Origin of the sequence: Gemmatimonas sp. UBA7669 (genome assembly GCF_002483225.1) — a bacterium.
Classification (GTDB): Bacteria; Gemmatimonadota; Gemmatimonadetes; order Gemmatimonadales; family Gemmatimonadaceae; genus Gemmatimonas.
This window is the reverse complement of the sequence record NZ_DLHL01000011.1, coordinates 62,164-78,153: the sequence shown is the minus strand read 5'-3', so window position 1 is coordinate 78,153 and position 15,990 is coordinate 62,164. Positions and strand designations below refer to the sequence as shown.

Annotated in this window: 13 protein-coding genes; 11 read left to right on the top strand and 2 right to left on the bottom strand. The window is 65.4% G+C overall.

What is annotated here, in order from left to right:
* Nucleotides 1-9: 9 nt before the first annotated feature.
* Nucleotides 10-1,317, bottom strand: a complete 1,308-nt coding sequence (locus B2747_RS02770; protein ID WP_291156608.1) for a M20 family metallopeptidase — start codon at nt 1,315-1,317, stop codon at nt 10-12.
* Nucleotides 1,318-1,526: 209 nt separating this feature from the next.
* Between B2747_RS02770 and B2747_RS02765 the strand changes: the two genes are divergently transcribed.
* Nucleotides 1,527-1,922: a GxxExxY protein gene (locus tag B2747_RS02765; RefSeq protein WP_291156605.1), complete on the top strand. Its 396-nt coding sequence runs from the start codon at nt 1,527-1,529 to the stop codon at nt 1,920-1,922.
* A gap of 187 nt (nt 1,923-2,109) precedes the next feature.
* Here the strand turns inward: B2747_RS02765 and B2747_RS02760 are convergent, their stop codons facing one another.
* Nucleotides 2,110-3,633: a fumarate hydratase gene (locus tag B2747_RS02760; protein ID WP_291156602.1), complete on the bottom strand. Its 1,524-nt coding sequence runs from the start codon at nt 3,631-3,633 to the stop codon at nt 2,110-2,112.
* A gap of 353 nt (nt 3,634-3,986) precedes the next feature.
* On the opposite strand from B2747_RS02760, the gene B2747_RS02755 reads away from it, so the two are divergent.
* From B2747_RS02755 to B2747_RS02710, 10 genes are all read left to right on the top strand, one after another.
* The gene (locus B2747_RS02755; RefSeq protein WP_291156600.1) at nt 3,987-5,408 is read left to right on the top strand and encodes a tetratricopeptide repeat protein; all 1,422 of its coding nucleotides are present in this window, start codon (nt 3,987-3,989) and stop codon (nt 5,406-5,408) included.
* 31 nt (nt 5,409-5,439) lie between these two features.
* Nucleotides 5,440-7,824: a bifunctional salicylyl-CoA 5-hydroxylase/oxidoreductase gene (locus B2747_RS02750; RefSeq protein ID WP_291156598.1), complete on the top strand. Its 2,385-nt coding sequence runs from the start codon at nt 5,440-5,442 to the stop codon at nt 7,822-7,824.
* The gene (locus tag B2747_RS02745) at nt 7,821-8,615 is read left to right on the top strand and encodes an SDR family NAD(P)-dependent oxidoreductase (RefSeq protein WP_291156596.1); all 795 of its coding nucleotides are present in this window, start codon (nt 7,821-7,823) and stop codon (nt 8,613-8,615) included. Before B2747_RS02750 ends, B2747_RS02745 begins: the two co-directional genes overlap by 4 nt.
* A gap of 1 nt (nt 8,616) precedes the next feature.
* The gene (locus tag B2747_RS02740) at nt 8,617-9,168 is read left to right on the top strand and encodes a MarR family winged helix-turn-helix transcriptional regulator (RefSeq protein ID WP_291156594.1); all 552 of its coding nucleotides are present in this window, start codon (nt 8,617-8,619) and stop codon (nt 9,166-9,168) included.
* A gap of 10 nt (nt 9,169-9,178) precedes the next feature.
* Nucleotides 9,179-10,030, top strand: coding sequence for an enoyl-CoA hydratase family protein (locus B2747_RS02735; protein WP_291156591.1), 852 nt, complete (start codon nt 9,179-9,181; stop codon nt 10,028-10,030).
* Nucleotides 10,031-10,033: 3 nt separating this feature from the next.
* On the top strand, nt 10,034-11,242 hold the full coding sequence (locus B2747_RS02730; RefSeq protein WP_291156589.1) for an acyl-CoA dehydrogenase family protein: 1,209 nt from the start codon (nt 10,034-10,036) through the stop codon (nt 11,240-11,242).
* A 9-nt stretch (nt 11,243-11,251) separates the two neighbouring features.
* A complete protein-coding gene (locus tag B2747_RS02725; protein ID WP_291156586.1) occupies nt 11,252-12,877 on the top strand; it encodes an AMP-binding protein in 1,626 nt (541 codons plus the stop codon).
* Nucleotides 12,874-13,269 (top strand): RidA family protein, encoded by a 396-nt coding sequence (locus B2747_RS02720; protein WP_291156584.1) that lies wholly within the window; start codon nt 12,874-12,876, stop codon nt 13,267-13,269. The genes B2747_RS02725 and B2747_RS02720 overlap by 4 nt, the downstream gene beginning before the upstream one ends.
* 71 nt (nt 13,270-13,340) lie before the next feature.
* On the top strand, nt 13,341-14,984 hold the full coding sequence (locus tag B2747_RS02715) for a carbohydrate binding family 9 domain-containing protein (protein ID WP_291156581.1): 1,644 nt from the start codon (nt 13,341-13,343) through the stop codon (nt 14,982-14,984).
* A 36-nt stretch (nt 14,985-15,020) separates the two neighbouring features.
* Nucleotides 15,021-15,644, top strand: a complete 624-nt coding sequence (locus tag B2747_RS02710) for a hypothetical protein (RefSeq protein ID WP_291156578.1) — start codon at nt 15,021-15,023, stop codon at nt 15,642-15,644.
* Nucleotides 15,645-15,990: the final 346 nt, after the last annotated feature.

Sequence of the window (15,990 nt, the reverse complement as noted above, 5' to 3'; positions counted from 1 at the left end):
GTGTGTCGATCAAGGCACGATCTTGCCGGGCGGCACGGTCTTGATGCCGTCGGCGAACGTCGCGGTGAGCAGATAGAGCAGCTTGGTGGACGGCAGCGCCGTTGACGCCAGCGCGTACTCGGTCAGCTGATGTGCGCCATTGGCGCGTGAACCACCAATGGCAATGCTCGGAATCTTGCGCACCACGCCCGGGTTGGCATCGGTGGCACCTGTCGGTACCGCTTCCCGTGCGCCCGGCATGCCCGAGCTGATGCCGAGAAAGCGGTTGATGTCCACGGCCGTCTGCACCAGCGGATGGGCGCGCGCGCCTTCGAGCTGCTTCTCGGTGCCACCGGCCTGATTCTTCTGGTCGACTTCGACACGCAGCCCCACCTTGTGCTTCTCTGCGACTTCTTTGGTGACGCGCGTGATGGTGCGATCGAGGGAGTCGAGCAGCACCGGGTCGGGGCTGCGCAGGTCCACCGTGAAGTACAGCTCCTGCGGCACCGAGTTGAAGATCTCGCCACCGTGGATCTGTCCGATGTTCATGACCGCGCCATCGGGCAGCGCAGGGAACTCGATCTCGTAGAGTCGCTGCACGGCTTCCGCCACCGCGCGCACCGGCGTGGGCCGGCCGCGCGACGCCAGCGTATGGGCACCAGGGCTGGTGAACACGTACTTGGTCCAGAAGATGCCCAGTGCGCCATAGGACACACTGCCAAACGCGCCATCGGGTACGATGAGCAGATCGGGACGCGGGTTGTGGGCCAGCCAGTATTCCGCGCCCTTGAGACCGACTTCTTCCTGCACGGTGCCAATGAAGATGATGTCGCCCTTGTGCGTGAACCTGGTGGCGTTCATGGTGCGCAGCGTGGACAGCATGTTGGCCACTGACGCGGTGTTGTCACCAACACCCGGTGCAAACAGCGTGTCCCCGCTGCGCCGGACCTTCTTGGGCGTGGTGTTTTCGAACACCACGTCCATGTGAGCCATGATGACAATGGTGGGGCCACCGCCGGTGCCCTTGCGCACACCAATCACGTTGCCGATGGAGTCCACCGACGTGCGCAACCCCTCCTTCTCGAACGCGGCCTTCACGTGCGCCGCGCGTGCCTCTTCCTTGCCCGACTTGGCGGGCATCTCGGTGAGGCGGATCCACTCCTCCACCTGCTGCGGGAAGTTCTGTTCAAGGCGCGCCATGGCGGCCTTGATATCGGCGCGCTGCATGAGCGCCGGATCCCAGCTCGTGGGATACTGCGTGGCCGGTTGCGCGGTGGCCGTGGCCGAGAGCGTCAGGCTGGCGGCCACGCCGAGGATCAGGCGATGGGAACGTGTCACGGGAGGCTTGGGCAGGTGGGAACGGACGTGCGGCTACCGAAATCTAACTGGCGGTGCGCGAATGCATGATTGGAACTGATTACCACGGATTTCGCGGACAACCCACGGAAACAACAGGACACTGCGTCGGAATGATCACGCAGTCAGGGCCACTGCGCGGCAACTTGAGTCATGCGATCCCGAAACGAAGAACCCCACTCAACAAGCCAATGCGACTCATCCACGGCGAGGTGACCGACGCGATATTGGCCGTGTACTACGAGCTGTACAATGAACTTGGATGGGGATTCTCAGAGTCGGTCTACGGCAGTGTGATGGCGTCCCTGTTGGCGCAACGCGGGCTCACCGTCGAGAGGGAGCAGGTATTGCGCGTGCGCTTCCGGGGCGAGGATCACGGAGAGTTCAGGGCGGACCTCGTGGTGGCCGGGCGCGTTCTCATAGAGCTCAAATCGTGCAAGCAGATCATTCCTGCTCATGAGGCGCAGTTGCTCAATTACCTCCGGGCGTCGGGCCTGGAGGTAGGATTGTTGCTCAACTTTGGTCCAAAGCCCGAGATCCGTCGACTTGTCTGGAGCCAAACCTCTCGACGACTTGAGGTCTCGTGATTGGCGAGACTGTTCAACTACCTTGTCGCGGATTTCACGGATGAGGCGGAAACAGCACGGATACTGCAACAGCTTGAACTGTTGTTCATCCGTGCTGTTTCCGCCTTATCCGCGTCATCCGCGACAAAGTGGTTCAACTACCTGCCGCACACGAAGTCCTGCCGATGCAGGGCAGGACGTGTTGGCCTCACGCCAGCACCGGCAGCCCCTTGCGGATCTTGTCCTGCCACTCGGCCGGGCCGCTTTCATGGACGTTGTCACCCGCCGAGTCGACGGCCACGGTCACGGGCATGTCCTCCACCGTGAACTCGTAGATGGCCTCCATGCCGAGGTCTTCGAAGGCCACCACACGCGAGTGGCGGATGGCCTTGGACACCAGGTACGCCGCACCACCGACGGCCATGAGATACGCCGCCTTGTGCTTGCGAATGGCCTCGAGCCCCATGGTGCCGCGTTCCGCCTTGCCGATCATGGCGATGAGCCCCGTCTTGGCCAGCATCATCTCCGTGAACTTGTCCATGCGGGTGGCCGTGGTGGGGCCCGCCGGGCCCACCGCTTCATCGCGCACCGGATCCACGGGGCCCACGTAGTAGATCACGCGGTTGGTGAAGTCCACTCCCGCAGGCAGTCCCTCGCCGCTGGCGTAGAGGTCCGCGATGCGCTTGTGCGCCGCGTCGCGGCCCGTGAGCATGCGGCCGTTGAGCAGCAATCGGTCGCCCGCCTTCCACGTGGCCACCACTTCCGGCGTGAGCGTGTCGAGATCCACGCGCTTCGCATTCACATCCGGACGCCAGGTGACGTTGGGCCAGTCGCTGAGGCTGGGCACCGGCAGTTCCGCCACACCGCTGCCGTCGAGCACGAAGTGCGCGTGCCGCGTGGCCGCACAGTTCGGAATCATGGCAATGGGCTTGGAGGCCGCATGGGTGGGGTAGTCCCAGATCTTGACGTCGAGCACCGTGCTGAGCCCACCCAGACCCTGCGCCCCGATGCCCAGCGCGTTGATCTTGTCGCAGAGCTCGATGCGCAGTTCCTCGATCTTGTTCTGCGGGCCGCGCGCCTTGAGCTGCGCCATGTCGATGTGCTCCATAAGCGATTCCTTCGCCATGAGCATGGCCTTCTCCGCGCTGCCGCCAATGCCGATGCCCAGCATGCCGGGCGGGCACCAGCCGGCGCCCATGAGCGGCACCGTCTTCAGCACCCAGTCCACGATGTTGTCGCTGGGATTGAGCATGGCAAACTTGCTCTTGTTCTCCGAGCCGCCCCCCTTGGCGCCAAGCTTGACGTCCACCGTGTCGCCCGGCACCAGCTCCACGTGCACCACCGCCGGCGTGTTGTCGCGCGTGTTCTTGCGCGAGAACGCCGGGTCGGACACGATGGACGCCCGCAGAATGTTGTCTGGCTGCAGGTAGGCCCGGCGCACGCCCTCGTCCACCATCTCCTGGATGGACAGCGTGGCGTCCCAACGCACATTCATGCCCACCTTGAGGAAGACCACCACACTGCCCGTGTCCTGGCAGATGGGGCGATGCCCCTCGGCGCACATGCGCGAGTTGGTGAGGATCTGCGCGATCGCGTCCTTCGCGGCGGGCGACTGTTCCTTGTCGTAGGCGTCAGCCAGCGCGTGAATGTAGTCCAGCGGGTGATAATAGGAGATGTGCTGGAGTGCGTCCGCGATGGACTGGATGAAGTCGGCTTGGGTGATGGTGGTCATACCTGAAAAATAGTGGAGGGGTGCCGGCGGGGCACCGCTCGCCCCCGTGCCGGGGTTGGGCTAACTTGAAGCGCGCCTCATCGACGACAGGTGAGCCGTACGCTGCTCCCGCGGTCCGGTCGCCGATGTTACCAACGCCTCTCAACTTGCGAGTGCCATCCAAGCTCCGGACGCGGTCGCGCCTTGGCGTTTGGCTCGCCACTGTGGCCGTTGCCTATGGGGCGGTTGCACACCCGGCTAGTGGGCAGAGCGCGCCGGATCTGCGGCGGCGCGCAGACTCATTGGCCAGCACGGGCCGGGATGACAAGTCGGCGAGTGCTGCGTACCTGCAACTCGGCCTTGTCCTTGAAAATGTGGAGGACCTCGCGCCGGCACTTGGTGCGTATGACAGCGGGCGGCGATACGCCGACCGGGCAAGCGATTCTCTGGGGCTGGCCGACATCGAGCATCGCATCGGTCTGCTTTTCTGGCGCTCAAATCAGTACGACAGTGCGCTCGTTCACCTCGATCTCGCCAAGCGTCTGCGAATCGCCGTGAATGACCAGCGGGGCCTGTCGTCCGAGTACAACAGCATCGGCGCGTCGTACTATCAGCTGGGCGTGTATGAACCGGCGCTGGAAGCCTTCCTCGAGGCGCTCACGCTGCGTCGCGCCGCCGGGGACTCTGCCGGTGTGGCGCGCACGCTCACCAACATCGGCAAGACCTATCACGACTGGCGTCAATACAGCCGTGCACGCGAGATGTTGGAGATGGCGGTGAACGCGTCTCGCCATTCGGACAGTCCGGCCGCTGTCGGTTACGCCCTCAACACGTTTGCGCAACTCGAGATCGACCTGCGCCGATTCAGCGACGCGCGTCGTCTGCTCCAGCAATCCATCGAGGCGTACAGCCTGCCAGGAGCGTTGCCCCAGCGGGCTGACACGCTGGATGCGTGGACGCTCAATGCCGTAACGAGCGCGCTGCTGCTCGTGCGTGAGGGGCGACCAGCCGAGGCGCTCCCGGTACTGGACTCGGTGCTGCGCGTCGGGGCTGATCGTGGAAGTGTACGTGGTCAGGCACGCACACTGGCCATTCAGGCCGAGGCGCACGCCACCATGGGCCACCGTGATGTCGCCCGCAGGCTGTATGTCGAGTCGCTGCGGCTCGCGCGCAGTGTGGTACAGCGCGTAATGGCACTGGATGCCCTGCAGCATCTTGCCAGCCTCGAGGAACAGGCCGGCAACAGTGCACAGGCGCTGCGCTACCTGCGGGAGTACCAGGCCCTCGGTGATACCATTTTCGATCAGGCGGCTGCCCAGCGCATCGCGTCCATGGAAGCGCGTGAGGAAACCCAGCGGGCACGGGAGGCCAATGCGGCGCTCATGGCCACGCAGGCGGCGCAGGAAGCCGTCATCGCGCGGCAGCGTCTGGTGGTGACACTGGGCTCGCTCATTCTGGTGTTGGTGGTGGCGCTGCTGGCCGTGCTGGTGCGATTCAATCGGCGCGACCGGGCCCGCCTCGCGGTGCTGTCGCAAACCAATGCCGAACTCGAGAAAGCCAACGGCGAGCTGGCGGTGGCGCTCAAGGAAGTCCGGACCCTGTCCGGGCTCATTCCCATCTGCGCCAACTGCAAGAACATCCGTGACGACCAGGGCTACTGGGCGTCCGTGGAGTCCTACCTGGCCCAGCATTCGGGGGCGACGTTCAGTCACAGCATCTGTGAAACCTGCGGCCCGCAGCTCTATGGTCCGATGTGGAAGGACGGGGCGGAAGCCGTCAGCGACGCCAATGCTTGAAGTTTGAAGTATCGGGCCCTATCGTGGCCCCATGCGCATCGTTTGTGTCGGCGGCGGACCCGCCGGCCTGTATTTCGCCCTCCTGATGAAACGGCTCGACCCGCGCCACCACATCACCGTGGTGGAGCGGAATCGGCCCTACGACACGTTCGGCTGGGGTGTCGTCTTCTCCGACGCCACCATGGACACCATGCGGCGCTGGGATCGCGAAACGGCCGACGCCATTGAGGCGGCCTTCGCGCACTGGGATGACATCGAGCTGCGCTTCAAGGGACGCCGTATCCGATCGGGGGGCCACGGCTTCGTGGGCATCGGGCGAAAGCACCTGCTCAACCTGTTGCAGGCCCGCTGCGAAGCGCTCGGCGTGGAACTGCGCTTTGAGCAGGAGGTGGACTCCGATCTCGATTTCCCGGACGCCGATCTCATCATCGCATCCGACGGCATCAACTCGAAGATCCGTACGGCCTACGCCGAGCACTTCCGGCCTGACATCGTGGTACGGCCCAATCGCTTCATCTGGCTGGGCACACCGCGGCGCTTCGAGGCCTTCACCTTCGATTTCCGCCGCACCGAGCACGGTTGGTTCCAGGCGCACATCTACCAGTTCGATGCCGAGACGTCCACATGCATCGTGGAGTGTCCGGAGCATGTCTGGCGGGCGCACGGACTCGATGAAGCCGACCAGGACACGTCGGTGGCCTTCTGCGAGCAGCTCTTCGCCGAGACGCTGGACGGATCGCCGCTCCTCACCAACAGCCGGCATCTGCGCGGCTCGGCCTGGCTCAACTTTCAGCGCGTGGTGTGTGAGCAGTGGTGGCTGCAGAATGCGAACGGCAGTCATGTGGTGCTCATGGGCGATGCGGTGCATACGGCACACTTTGCCATTGGGTCGGGCACCAAGCTGGCGCTTGAGGATGCCGTGGAGCTGGTGCGTCAGTTTCAGCGTCTCGGTGACGAGCCCGCGCAGTTGCCCACGGTGTTGGCGGCCTTTCAGGAAGCACGACGAATCGAAACGCTGCGCATTCAGAATGCGGCCTGGAACGCCATGGAATGGTTTGAAGTGTGCGGCGCGCGGTACTGCGATCAGCTCGAGCCCGAGCAGTTCATGTACTCGCTGCTCACGCGCAGTCAGCGCATCAGTCACGAAAACCTGCGTGTGCGCGACAGGGCCTGGCTGGAGGGCTACGAGCGCTGGTTTGCGGCGCGTCGCCTGAGTCCTGCACAGAACGCCGATGAGTCACACGCGCCCACGCCGCCCATGTTCACGCCGTACACCGTGCGGTCGGTCACCCTCAAGAACCGCGTGATGGTGTCGCCCATGGCCCAGTACATGGCGGTCCATGGCGTGCCCGGAGATTTCCATCTGATCCATCTCGGCGCCCGCGCCTTGGGCGGCGCCGCGCTGATCATGGCCGAGATGACCTGTCCGTCGCCTGAGGCCCGCATCACGCCGGGCTGTCCGGGTCTCTGGAATGACGAGCAGCAGGCGGCATGGACGCGCATCGTGGACTTTGTGCACCGTCATAGCGACGCCAGAATGGCGCTGCAGCTCGGACATAGCGGTGCCAAGGGGTCCACACGCCGTGGCTGGGACGGCATCGATCTCCCGCTGCCCGACGACGGGCCCGAGTCCAACTGGCGACTGGTGAGCGCGTCGCCGCAACAGTACCTCGCCGGTGTGAGTGCCGTCGCACACGAAATCACGCGTGACGAGATGACCGTGGTGCGCGACCAGTTCGTGGCCAGTGCACGCCGCGCTGCGGCCGCCGGCTTCGATTGGCTCGAGCTGCACTGCGCGCACGGGTATCTGCTGTCGAGCTTCATCTCGCCGCTCACCAATCAGCGTCGTGACGAGTATGGCGGCCCACTCGAACATCGCCTGCGCTATCCGCTGGAGGTGTTCACCGCCATACGCGCCGTGTGGCCGGATCATCTGCCCATGTCGGTACGTATTTCCGCGCACGACTGGGTGGAGGGCGGCATCACACCCGCCGACGCGGTCCACATCGCACGAGCGTTCAAGAACGCCGGCGCTGATCTCATCGACTGCTCATCCGGCCAGGTGACCTCACGGGAGAAGCCCACCTACGGACGCATGTACCAGACGCCGTTTGCCGATCGCATCCGGCAGGAAGCCGGAATCGACACCATTGCGGTTGGTGCCATCAGCGAAGCCGATCACGTGAATTCCATCATTGCGGCCGGCCGTGCGGATCTCTGCGCGGTGGCGCGTCCGCATCTCGCCAACCCCGCCTGGACGCTGACCGAGGCGGCGCGCATCGGCTACACGGCCATTGACTGGCCCAATCCCTATCTGCGCGGCAAGCCGCAACTGGAAGCCGGGTTTGCGCGCGCCCAGGCCGCCGCCGCGCCGGCCGCTGCCGATGGGTTCGACGTCTTACGGAGCACCGCATGACGACATCGACCACACCGTTTCTCTCCGTGTCCGATCGCCCGCTCCACGGGCGTCATGCCCTGATCACTGGTGCCAGTCGTGGCATTGGAGCAGCCGTTGCGCGCCGGCTGGCACAGGACGGCGCCACGGTGAGCCTGCTGGGCCGTGATCGTGCCGCCCTGGAGGCGCAGGCGGCGCAGCTTGGCCATGCCGCCGGTCAGGTGCTCGTGTGTGACGTGGCGGATGCCGATGCCGTGAGTGCCGCGCTGGGCGCGCTGCCAACGGTACACGTGCTGGTCAACAACGCCGGACAGGCAGAGAGTGCGCCGCTCGTGCGCACGACCGATGCGCTCTGGGCGCGCATGCTGGGCGTCAACTTGAGCGGCACGTTTCACTGCACGCGTGCGGTGTTGCCTGGCATGCTGGCGGCGGGCTGGGGTCGCGTGGTGAACGTGGCCAGTACCGCGGGGCTTCGCGGTTACGCTTACACGGCGGCCTACAGCGCCGCCAAACACGGCGTCATCGGCCTCACGCGGGCGCTGGCACAGGAGGTGGCCGCCAAGGGCATCACGGTCAATGCCGTCTGCCCCGGCTTCACCGAAACGGATCTGCTGGCCGAAAGTATTGCGCACATCGTGCAGCGCACGGGGCGCAGCGAGGACGAGGCGCGGGGCACACTGGCCGCCCTGAATCCGCAGGGACGCTTCATCACGCCGGACGACGTGGCCAACACCGTCGCGTGGCTGGTTGGCCCTGGAAGCGCCGCCGTGACTGGCGTGGCGCTGCCGGTCAGCGGCGGGGAGGTGAGCTGACATGGCCACCCGCAAGTTCTCGCGTGTCCACGTTGTCAACGACGCGGACATCGGTCAGGAAGCGCGCGCCACGGTGGACGATCATTCGGCCGTGCGCCTGTGGCTCCGGCTCTTTTCCTGCAGCGCACAGGTTGAACGGCTCATTCGCAGCCGCTTGCGTGAGCAGTTCGATATCTCGCTGCCGCGTTTCGACTATCTGGCGCAACTGGAACGCCATCCGGGCGGGCTGCGCCTGAGTGATCTGTCGCGCTATCTCATGGTAACCGGTGGCAATGTCACCGCGCTCACCACGCAGCTCGTGGCGGCCGGATTTGTGGAACGCCTCCCGGATCCGAGTGACGCCCGGTCCGCCCATGTGCGGCTGACACCCAGAGGGCGGCGTCGCTTTCTCCGCATGGCTGCGGCGCATGAACAGTGGCTCGTCGAGTTGTTTGATGGCTTCGAGACGCCACATCGTGACGCGCTCTACGCGCTGCTCGGCCGACTTCGCGTGCAGTTGGCCACGCCACAACCCACCCGTTCCTCCACACCGCGCAAGGCGCGTGCGTCATGAGCACTTCGCTATGAACACGACACTCCATGCAGGACTCGATGCCGGCACCCTGCGGCAGATGGCGTCGTACCGCGCCACGCACTTCGGCTGGTCACTGCATGAGAGCGTGGCCACCATCACGCTCTCGCGACCCGAGCGCAAGAATCCCCTGACGTTCGAGAGTTACGCCGAACTGCGCGACTGCTTTCGGAGTCTGCGGCAGGCGACGGATGTGCACGCCGTGGTGCTGACCGGCGCCGGTGAGAACTTCTGTTCGGGCGGTGATGTGCACGAGATCATCGCGCCACTGGTGGCGCTCGAGGCTCCCGATCTCCTGCGCTTCACCCGGTTGACCGGTGATCTGGTGTTGGCCATGCGCGCCTGTCCGCAACCCATTGTGGCGGCGGTGGACGGCGTCTGTGCCGGAGCTGGCGCCATACTCGCCATGGCCTCCGACCTCCGTGTCGGCACGGCGCGCGCGAGTGTGGCCTTTCTGTTCAATCGGGTCGGGCTGGCCGGATGCGACATGGGTGCCTGCGCCATGTTGCCTCGCATCATCGGGCAGGGCCGCGCCAGCGAACTGTTGTTCACGGGTCGCAGTCTGCGCGGTGAGGAGGCGGAGCGCTGGGGCTTCTTCAATCGGCTCGTGGCTCCCGAAAGCCTGATGGCCGACGCGACCAGCCTGGCGGAGAGCCTGGCCAAGGGGCCCACATTTGCCAATGGTCTCACCAAGACCATGCTGCACCAGGAATGGAGCATGGGCATCGAGCAGGCCATCGAGGCCGAGGCGCAGGCGCAGGCGCTCTGCATGCTGACCGAAGACTTTCGCGCCGCCTACGAAGCCTTTGTGGCCAAACAGCGCCCTGTGTTCACGGGTCGTTGAACCATGGCCGACACTCAGTATCTGCACTGGCCGTTCTTTGCGCCGCATCATGCCCGGTTCGCGTCCACTTTGGATGCCTGGGCTGCGGAGCACGTCGATGCCGCGTCGGCCCCCGAGGCAAATGGGCGAAACGTCGACGATCGCTGCCGGCACTACGTGCGCGTGCTGGGAGAGGGAGGTTGGCTGCGGCACGCGGTGGCCGGTCAGGCGTACGGCGGGGCATCCGATGTCATCGACACCCGCGCGGTATGCCTTGCGCGCGAGACGCTCGCGCGGCATGACGCGCTGCTGGACTTCGCATTCGCCATGCAGGGGCTCGGATCGGGCGCCATTTCGCTGGCCGGAACCCACGAGCAGCGTGTGCGCTATCTGCCGCGCGTGGCAGGTGGTGAGGCAATCGCCGCCTTTGCGCTGTCCGAACCGGATGCGGGCTCTGACGTGGCTGCGCTGCAGTGCGCCGCCACCGTTCACGCCGACCACGTGCTGCTCAACGGCGAAAAGACCTGGATCTCCAATGGTGGAATCGCAGACTTCTACGTGGTGTTCGCACGCACGGGTGACGCGCCGGGCGCCCGTGGCATCTCCGCGTTTGTGGTGGACGCCGATACACCGGGTCTCGAGGTGGCCGAACGCCTCGATGTGATGGCGCCGCATCCACTGGCCCGTCTGCGGTTCACTGATTGCCGCGTGCCGCTCAGGGCACGCATCGGCGCATCCGGTGAGGGATTCAAGATTGCCATGCGGACGCTTGACGTGTTCCGCACCTCCGTGGCGGCCGCCGCGCTGGGCATGGCGCGGCGTGCCCTTGACGAGGCGCTGGCCCGCACCACGTCCCGCCGTCTCTTTGGTGGCGTGCTCTCCGATCTGCAGCTCACGCAGGCCAGTCTGGCGCAAATGGCCATCACCATCGACTCGGCGGCCCTGCTCACCTATCGCGCGGCGTGGCAACGGGATCAGGGGCGGCCGGTCACCCGTGAGGCGGCCATGGCCAAGTATGCTGCCACGGAAGGGGCGCAGCAGGTCATCGATGCCGCCGTGCAGTTGTGGGGAGGACTCGGTGTGTTGCACGACATGCCGGTGGAGCGACTGTATCGCGAGATTCGTGCGCTGCGCATCTACGAGGGAGCTAGCGAGGTGCAACAGCTGATCATTGCGCGTGAGTTGCTGCGTGAGACCGCATCGGCCGGGGCCGCTCCGGCCCCCAGCACCTGAGCGGTGCCCATGCCGAGTGCCCACGTCGATACCTTCGCCCGGGATCATCTGCCGCCGCCCGAGACCCAGCCGGAGTTTCTGTTCGAGCTGCCGGCGCTGCAGTTCCCGCCAACACTCAACTGTGCGGCGGCGTTGCTGGATGCGCCGGTGGCCGCAGGTCGCGGTGACCGGCCGTGTCTCATCGCGCCGGGGCTGCGGTGGACCTACCGGGACTTGCAGGCGCAGTGCGACCGTATCGCGCATGTGCTCGTGCACGACATGGGGGTAGTGCCCGGCAACCGCGTACTGTTGCGCGGTGGCAATCATCCCATGCTGGTGGCGTGCTGGTTCGCCGTCATGAAGGTGGGGGCCATTGCCGTCACCACGATGCCCATGCTCCGGGCCAAGGAGCTCAGCACGATGATCGCGATTGCCGAGGTCACGCACGCGCTGTGTGACGCGGCACTGCGGGAAGAACTGGATGCGGCGCGTGCCGTGACACCGGTGCTGCAGCATATCTGCTGCTATCACGACGAGGGTCCCGACGGGCTCGAGCAGGCCATGTCGCGCCATGAGGCGCCGTTCGTGGCAGTCGACACAGCGGCCGACGACACCTGTTTGCTGGCCTTCACGTCGGGTACGACGGGCATTCCGAAGGCCACCATGCACTTTCACCGTGATGTGCTGGCCATCTGTGCCTGCTGGCCGCCACACGTGCTGCGGGCCACCGAGGACGATGTGTTCATCGGCAGTCCGCCACTGGGGTTCACCTTTGGCCTCGGGGGATTGGTGCTCTTCCCCATGTCCATTGGTGCCTCGGCCGTGCTGTTGGAGAAGGCCACGCCACCGCATCTGCTCGACGCCATTCGTGCATTCGGTGCCACGGTGCTCTTCACCGCGCCCACGTCATATCGCGCCATGGCGGCTCATCCCGAGGCGTTGCAGGGCACCTCGCTGCGCAAGTGTGTCTCGGCCGGTGAGGCCCTGCCTGCCGCCACGCGGGCCCTGTGGCGCAACGTGACGGGACTGGAACTCATCGACGGCATTGGGGCCACGGAGCTTCTGCACATTTTCATCTCGGCCGATGAAGCCCATGCGCGGCCCGGGGCCACCGGTGTCCCGGTGCCCGGCTATCGGGCGGAAGTGGTGGACGAGCAAGGCGTGCCCGTGCCGCCGGGCACCGTGGGACGTCTGCGCGTCAAAGGCCCGACGGGCTGCCGCTACCTGCGCGATGAGCGCCAGCGGCAGTATGTGCAAGACGGTTGGAACTACACCGGTGACGCCTACGTCATGGACGGCGACGGGTATTTTCACTATCAGGCGCGCACCGACGACATCATCATCTCGTCGGGCTACAACATCGCGGGGCCTGAGGTGGAGAACGTGCTGCTGCTGCATCCGGCCGTCGCGGAATGTGGCGTCATCGGAGTGCCAGACGAGGAGCGCGGTCAACTCGTGAAGGCCTTTGTCGTGTTGCGCCCCGGATATGAACCGACACCGGAAACGACCAAGGCCCTGCAGGACTTTGTGAAACAGTCGGTGGCCCCCTACAAGTATCCGCGCGCGGTGGCGTATGTGCCGGCCTTGCCACGCACCGATACCGGCAAACTGCAGCGCTTTCGCCTGCGTGACCTCGAACCTCCCGTCGCCTCATGAACACGCCACTGCTTCCGCCACACTGGCCGCGGCCCCGCGGCTACGCCAACGGCGTGCTTGCCACCGGCCGGCAGGTGCATGTGGCCGGCATGGTCGGCTGGGACGCGCAGCAGGTCTTTCACAGTGACGACATGGCCGAGCAGACCCGGCAGGCGCTGGAAAACGTGCTGGCGGTTCTGGCGGTGGCCGGCGCCGGGCCACAGCACATCGTTCGCATGACCTGGTACGTAACCGATCGGGCAGCGTATCGCGCCGCATTGCCTGCCATAGGAAAGCATTTCCGTGAGCTGATCGGCCACTACGATATTGCCATGACCGCCGTGCAGGTCGTGGCGCTCATGGAAGATCAGGCCCTCGTGGAAATCGAAGTCACGGCGGTCATCCCGGAGTAACCGACGCCGGTTGCCTCCGCGCAGTTGTGGTACGCAGGACCCGACACTCCCCTCCTCTCCCCGTGTTTCCCATGACGCTCGTACTGCGGGCGCTGCTGCTGGCATCAGCGGCGGTGCTGACGCCTGCCGTTCTTTCGGCGCAGCCCAACACCGGCAACGCCACGCCCATTCGTCTCGATGCCGCGGTGGCGGATTCGTTTGCCCGCGCCGCCCGCGCCCGCCCCCTGCCCACGGCTGCCGCCCTGCGCATCACGACGGCGCCCACCATTGACGGCCGTCTCGACGAAGCATTCTGGCGTGAGGGCACACCCATCAGCGAGTTCGTGCAGCGCGAACTCAACGAGGGCGTGCCAGCCTCGGAGCGCACCGAAGTGCGGCTTGCCACCGATGGGGTGAATCTCTACATCGGTGCGCGCATGTACGACCGCGAGCCGCGGCTCATCGTACCCGGCGAAAAGATTCGCGACGTGCAGCTCGCCAACAGCGACTACATCGCCTTCATCTTCGACACCTATCGCGACCGACAGAACGGCTTCGTCTTTGCCACCACACCCGCTGGTGTGGAGTACGATGGCCAGGTCATTCGCGAAGGTGAGGGCGGCGGCGCCAACGTGGCCGGTCAGAACCGCATGATGGCTGGCGCCATGGGCGGCTTCAACGTCAACTGGGACGCCTCCTGGACGGTGGCCACACGCATTGACTCGCTGGGGTGGACGGCCGAGTTCCGCATCCCTTTCTCCACGCTGCGCTACCAGTCGGGTGACGACGAGCAGTCGTGGGGGCACAATGTGTCGCGCATGATCCGGCGCAAGAACGAAGAGTTGTACTGGGCGTTCATTCCGCGGCAGTTCAATCTGTATCGCTTGTCGCTGGCCGGCACGCTCGACAATCTCAAGGTGCCGGTGCGCCGCATTCAGACCATCACGCCCTACGTGCTCACCTCAAGCCAGGCGCAGTGGACCGATGGAGTGCGCGCCACGCGCAGTCCCTCGGACTTCGGTGGCGAGATCAAGTACGGTGTCACGCCGTCGCTGACACTCGATCTCACGTACAACACCGACTTTGCCCAGGTGGAGGTGGACGATCAGCGGGTCAACCTCACGCGCTTCCCGGTGTTCTTCCCCGAGAAGCGGCCGTTCTTCCTCGAGAACGCCGGCGTGTTCAGTGCCGGGACGCCGCAGGCCGTGGATCTGTTCTTCTCCCGGCGCATTGGCATTGCCGAGAACGGTGCGCCGCAGCCCATCCTGGGTGGTGGGCGCCTGTCGGGTCGCATTGGATCGACCACGGTGGGCCTGCTGCAGATGGTCACCGATGCGCCCGATCAGTTCAGCACCGGACAGTCCTTCTCGGTGGGTCGTGTCATCCGCGAGTTGTCGTCGCGTTCGCGAGTGGGTGCGATGTTCGTGCAGCGCATGAGCACGGACAGCAGCGCCGATGTGAATCGCACCTATGCGCTCGACGGCCGCATCGGTATTGGGCAGGCCTGGACCAGTGACCTCTGGGCGGCACGGACGGAAACGCCTGGCCGCGCCGGCGACGAATATGCGTACAGTGCGCGTGTGGCCTACCAGACGAACGTGTGGAACCACAGTGCGCGCGTGGCCCAGGTGGGCGACGGCTTCAACCCCGAGGTGGGCTTCATGAGCCGGCCCGGTGGTTATCGCAGCTACGATGTGTCCATGATGCGCCTGGTGCGCAAGCCGGAGTGGTCCTAGTTCCGTCAGTGGAATCCACACGCCAGCTATCGCGGCGTGTTCGGACAGCGCGACGGTTTCTACCAGACGGGCTACTGGCACATCGATGTCACGGAGATCGAGTTTGCCAACAGCTCGCGCTTCGGGCCCGAGTACAACATCTCGCACGAGGGGCTGCAGGCGCCGTTTGAGATTGCGCCCGGTGTGGTGCTGCAGCCGGGGCAGTACAGCTGGGGCACGCTGGGCTTCGACTATCAGACCGACCCCAGTGAGAACATCTGGGCCAACGGCCGCTTCGATGTGGGTGATTTCTGGACGGGCACGCGGCGCGGCGGATCGGGTACCGTGACGCTGCGGCGTGGCGCGACCTTCTCCGGTTCGCTCACGGTAGAGCACAACGACGTGCGACTGCCCGAGGGGGACTTCAAGCGCACGCTCGAAGCCGTGCGACTCAACTACTTCTTCACGCCACGCGTGTTCGTGCAAACGCTCACGCAGTTCAACAACCAGCAGCGCATCTGGTCCGCCAACGTGCGATTCGGTTGGCTCAACACGGCAGGTACCGGTCTCTTCGTGGTGTTCAACGACGGCCGCGAGGCCAACGGTTTCTTCGACTGGGTGCGGCCGCAGCAGCGCACGGTGTTCGTGAAGTTCACGCGGCAGTTCGGCACGGGCGGATGAGCCAGCGACGTGGAGGTCGCGCGGTCGAGGTCGCGTAAAGGATTCCCCTATGGCGACAAGGCCCGAACGGTTGCACTATGGTCGTGCAGAGTGAGGGCGATGCCTCCACGATGCCTCGGCGGGTCGGGGATCGATCCCGATTCCTCGGGGTGAAAGAGGCGTAGCGAGACGGCACCGCGCGCATCGACCCGCTGCAACATTCCACCGCAGTGTGGAACGCGCCGTTGGCCGGGCTGCATGCCCGCCCAATCGGGTGTCAACGGGGACTCAGATGGCTGCAGGCGCCATCACGACCACAGGTCGTCACGAACCTCCTCGGACGGCACAGAGAAGCGCCGACTCAGCT

Coding starts and splice junctions, on each gene's coding strand:
- B2747_RS02720 (WP_291156584.1), top strand. CDS start 12,874: ATGAACACGCCACTGCTTCCGCCACACTGGCCGCGGCCCCGCGGCTAC.
- B2747_RS02750 (WP_291156598.1), top strand. CDS start 5,440: ATGCGCATCGTTTGTGTCGGCGGCGGACCCGCCGGCCTGTATTTCGCC.
- B2747_RS02730 (WP_291156589.1), top strand. CDS start 10,034: ATGGCCGACACTCAGTATCTGCACTGGCCGTTCTTTGCGCCGCATCAT.
- B2747_RS02745 (WP_291156596.1), top strand. CDS start 7,821: ATGACGACATCGACCACACCGTTTCTCTCCGTGTCCGATCGCCCGCTC.
- B2747_RS02715 (WP_291156581.1), top strand. CDS start 13,341: ATGACGCTCGTACTGCGGGCGCTGCTGCTGGCATCAGCGGCGGTGCTG.
- B2747_RS02765 (WP_291156605.1), top strand. CDS start 1,527: ATGCGACTCATCCACGGCGAGGTGACCGACGCGATATTGGCCGTGTAC.
- B2747_RS02735 (WP_291156591.1), top strand. CDS start 9,179: ATGAACACGACACTCCATGCAGGACTCGATGCCGGCACCCTGCGGCAG.
- B2747_RS02760 (WP_291156602.1), bottom strand. CDS start 3,633: ATGACCACCATCACCCAAGCCGACTTCATCCAGTCCATCGCGGACGCA.
- B2747_RS02725 (WP_291156586.1), top strand. CDS start 11,252: ATGCCGAGTGCCCACGTCGATACCTTCGCCCGGGATCATCTGCCGCCG.
- B2747_RS02740 (WP_291156594.1), top strand. CDS start 8,617: ATGGCCACCCGCAAGTTCTCGCGTGTCCACGTTGTCAACGACGCGGAC.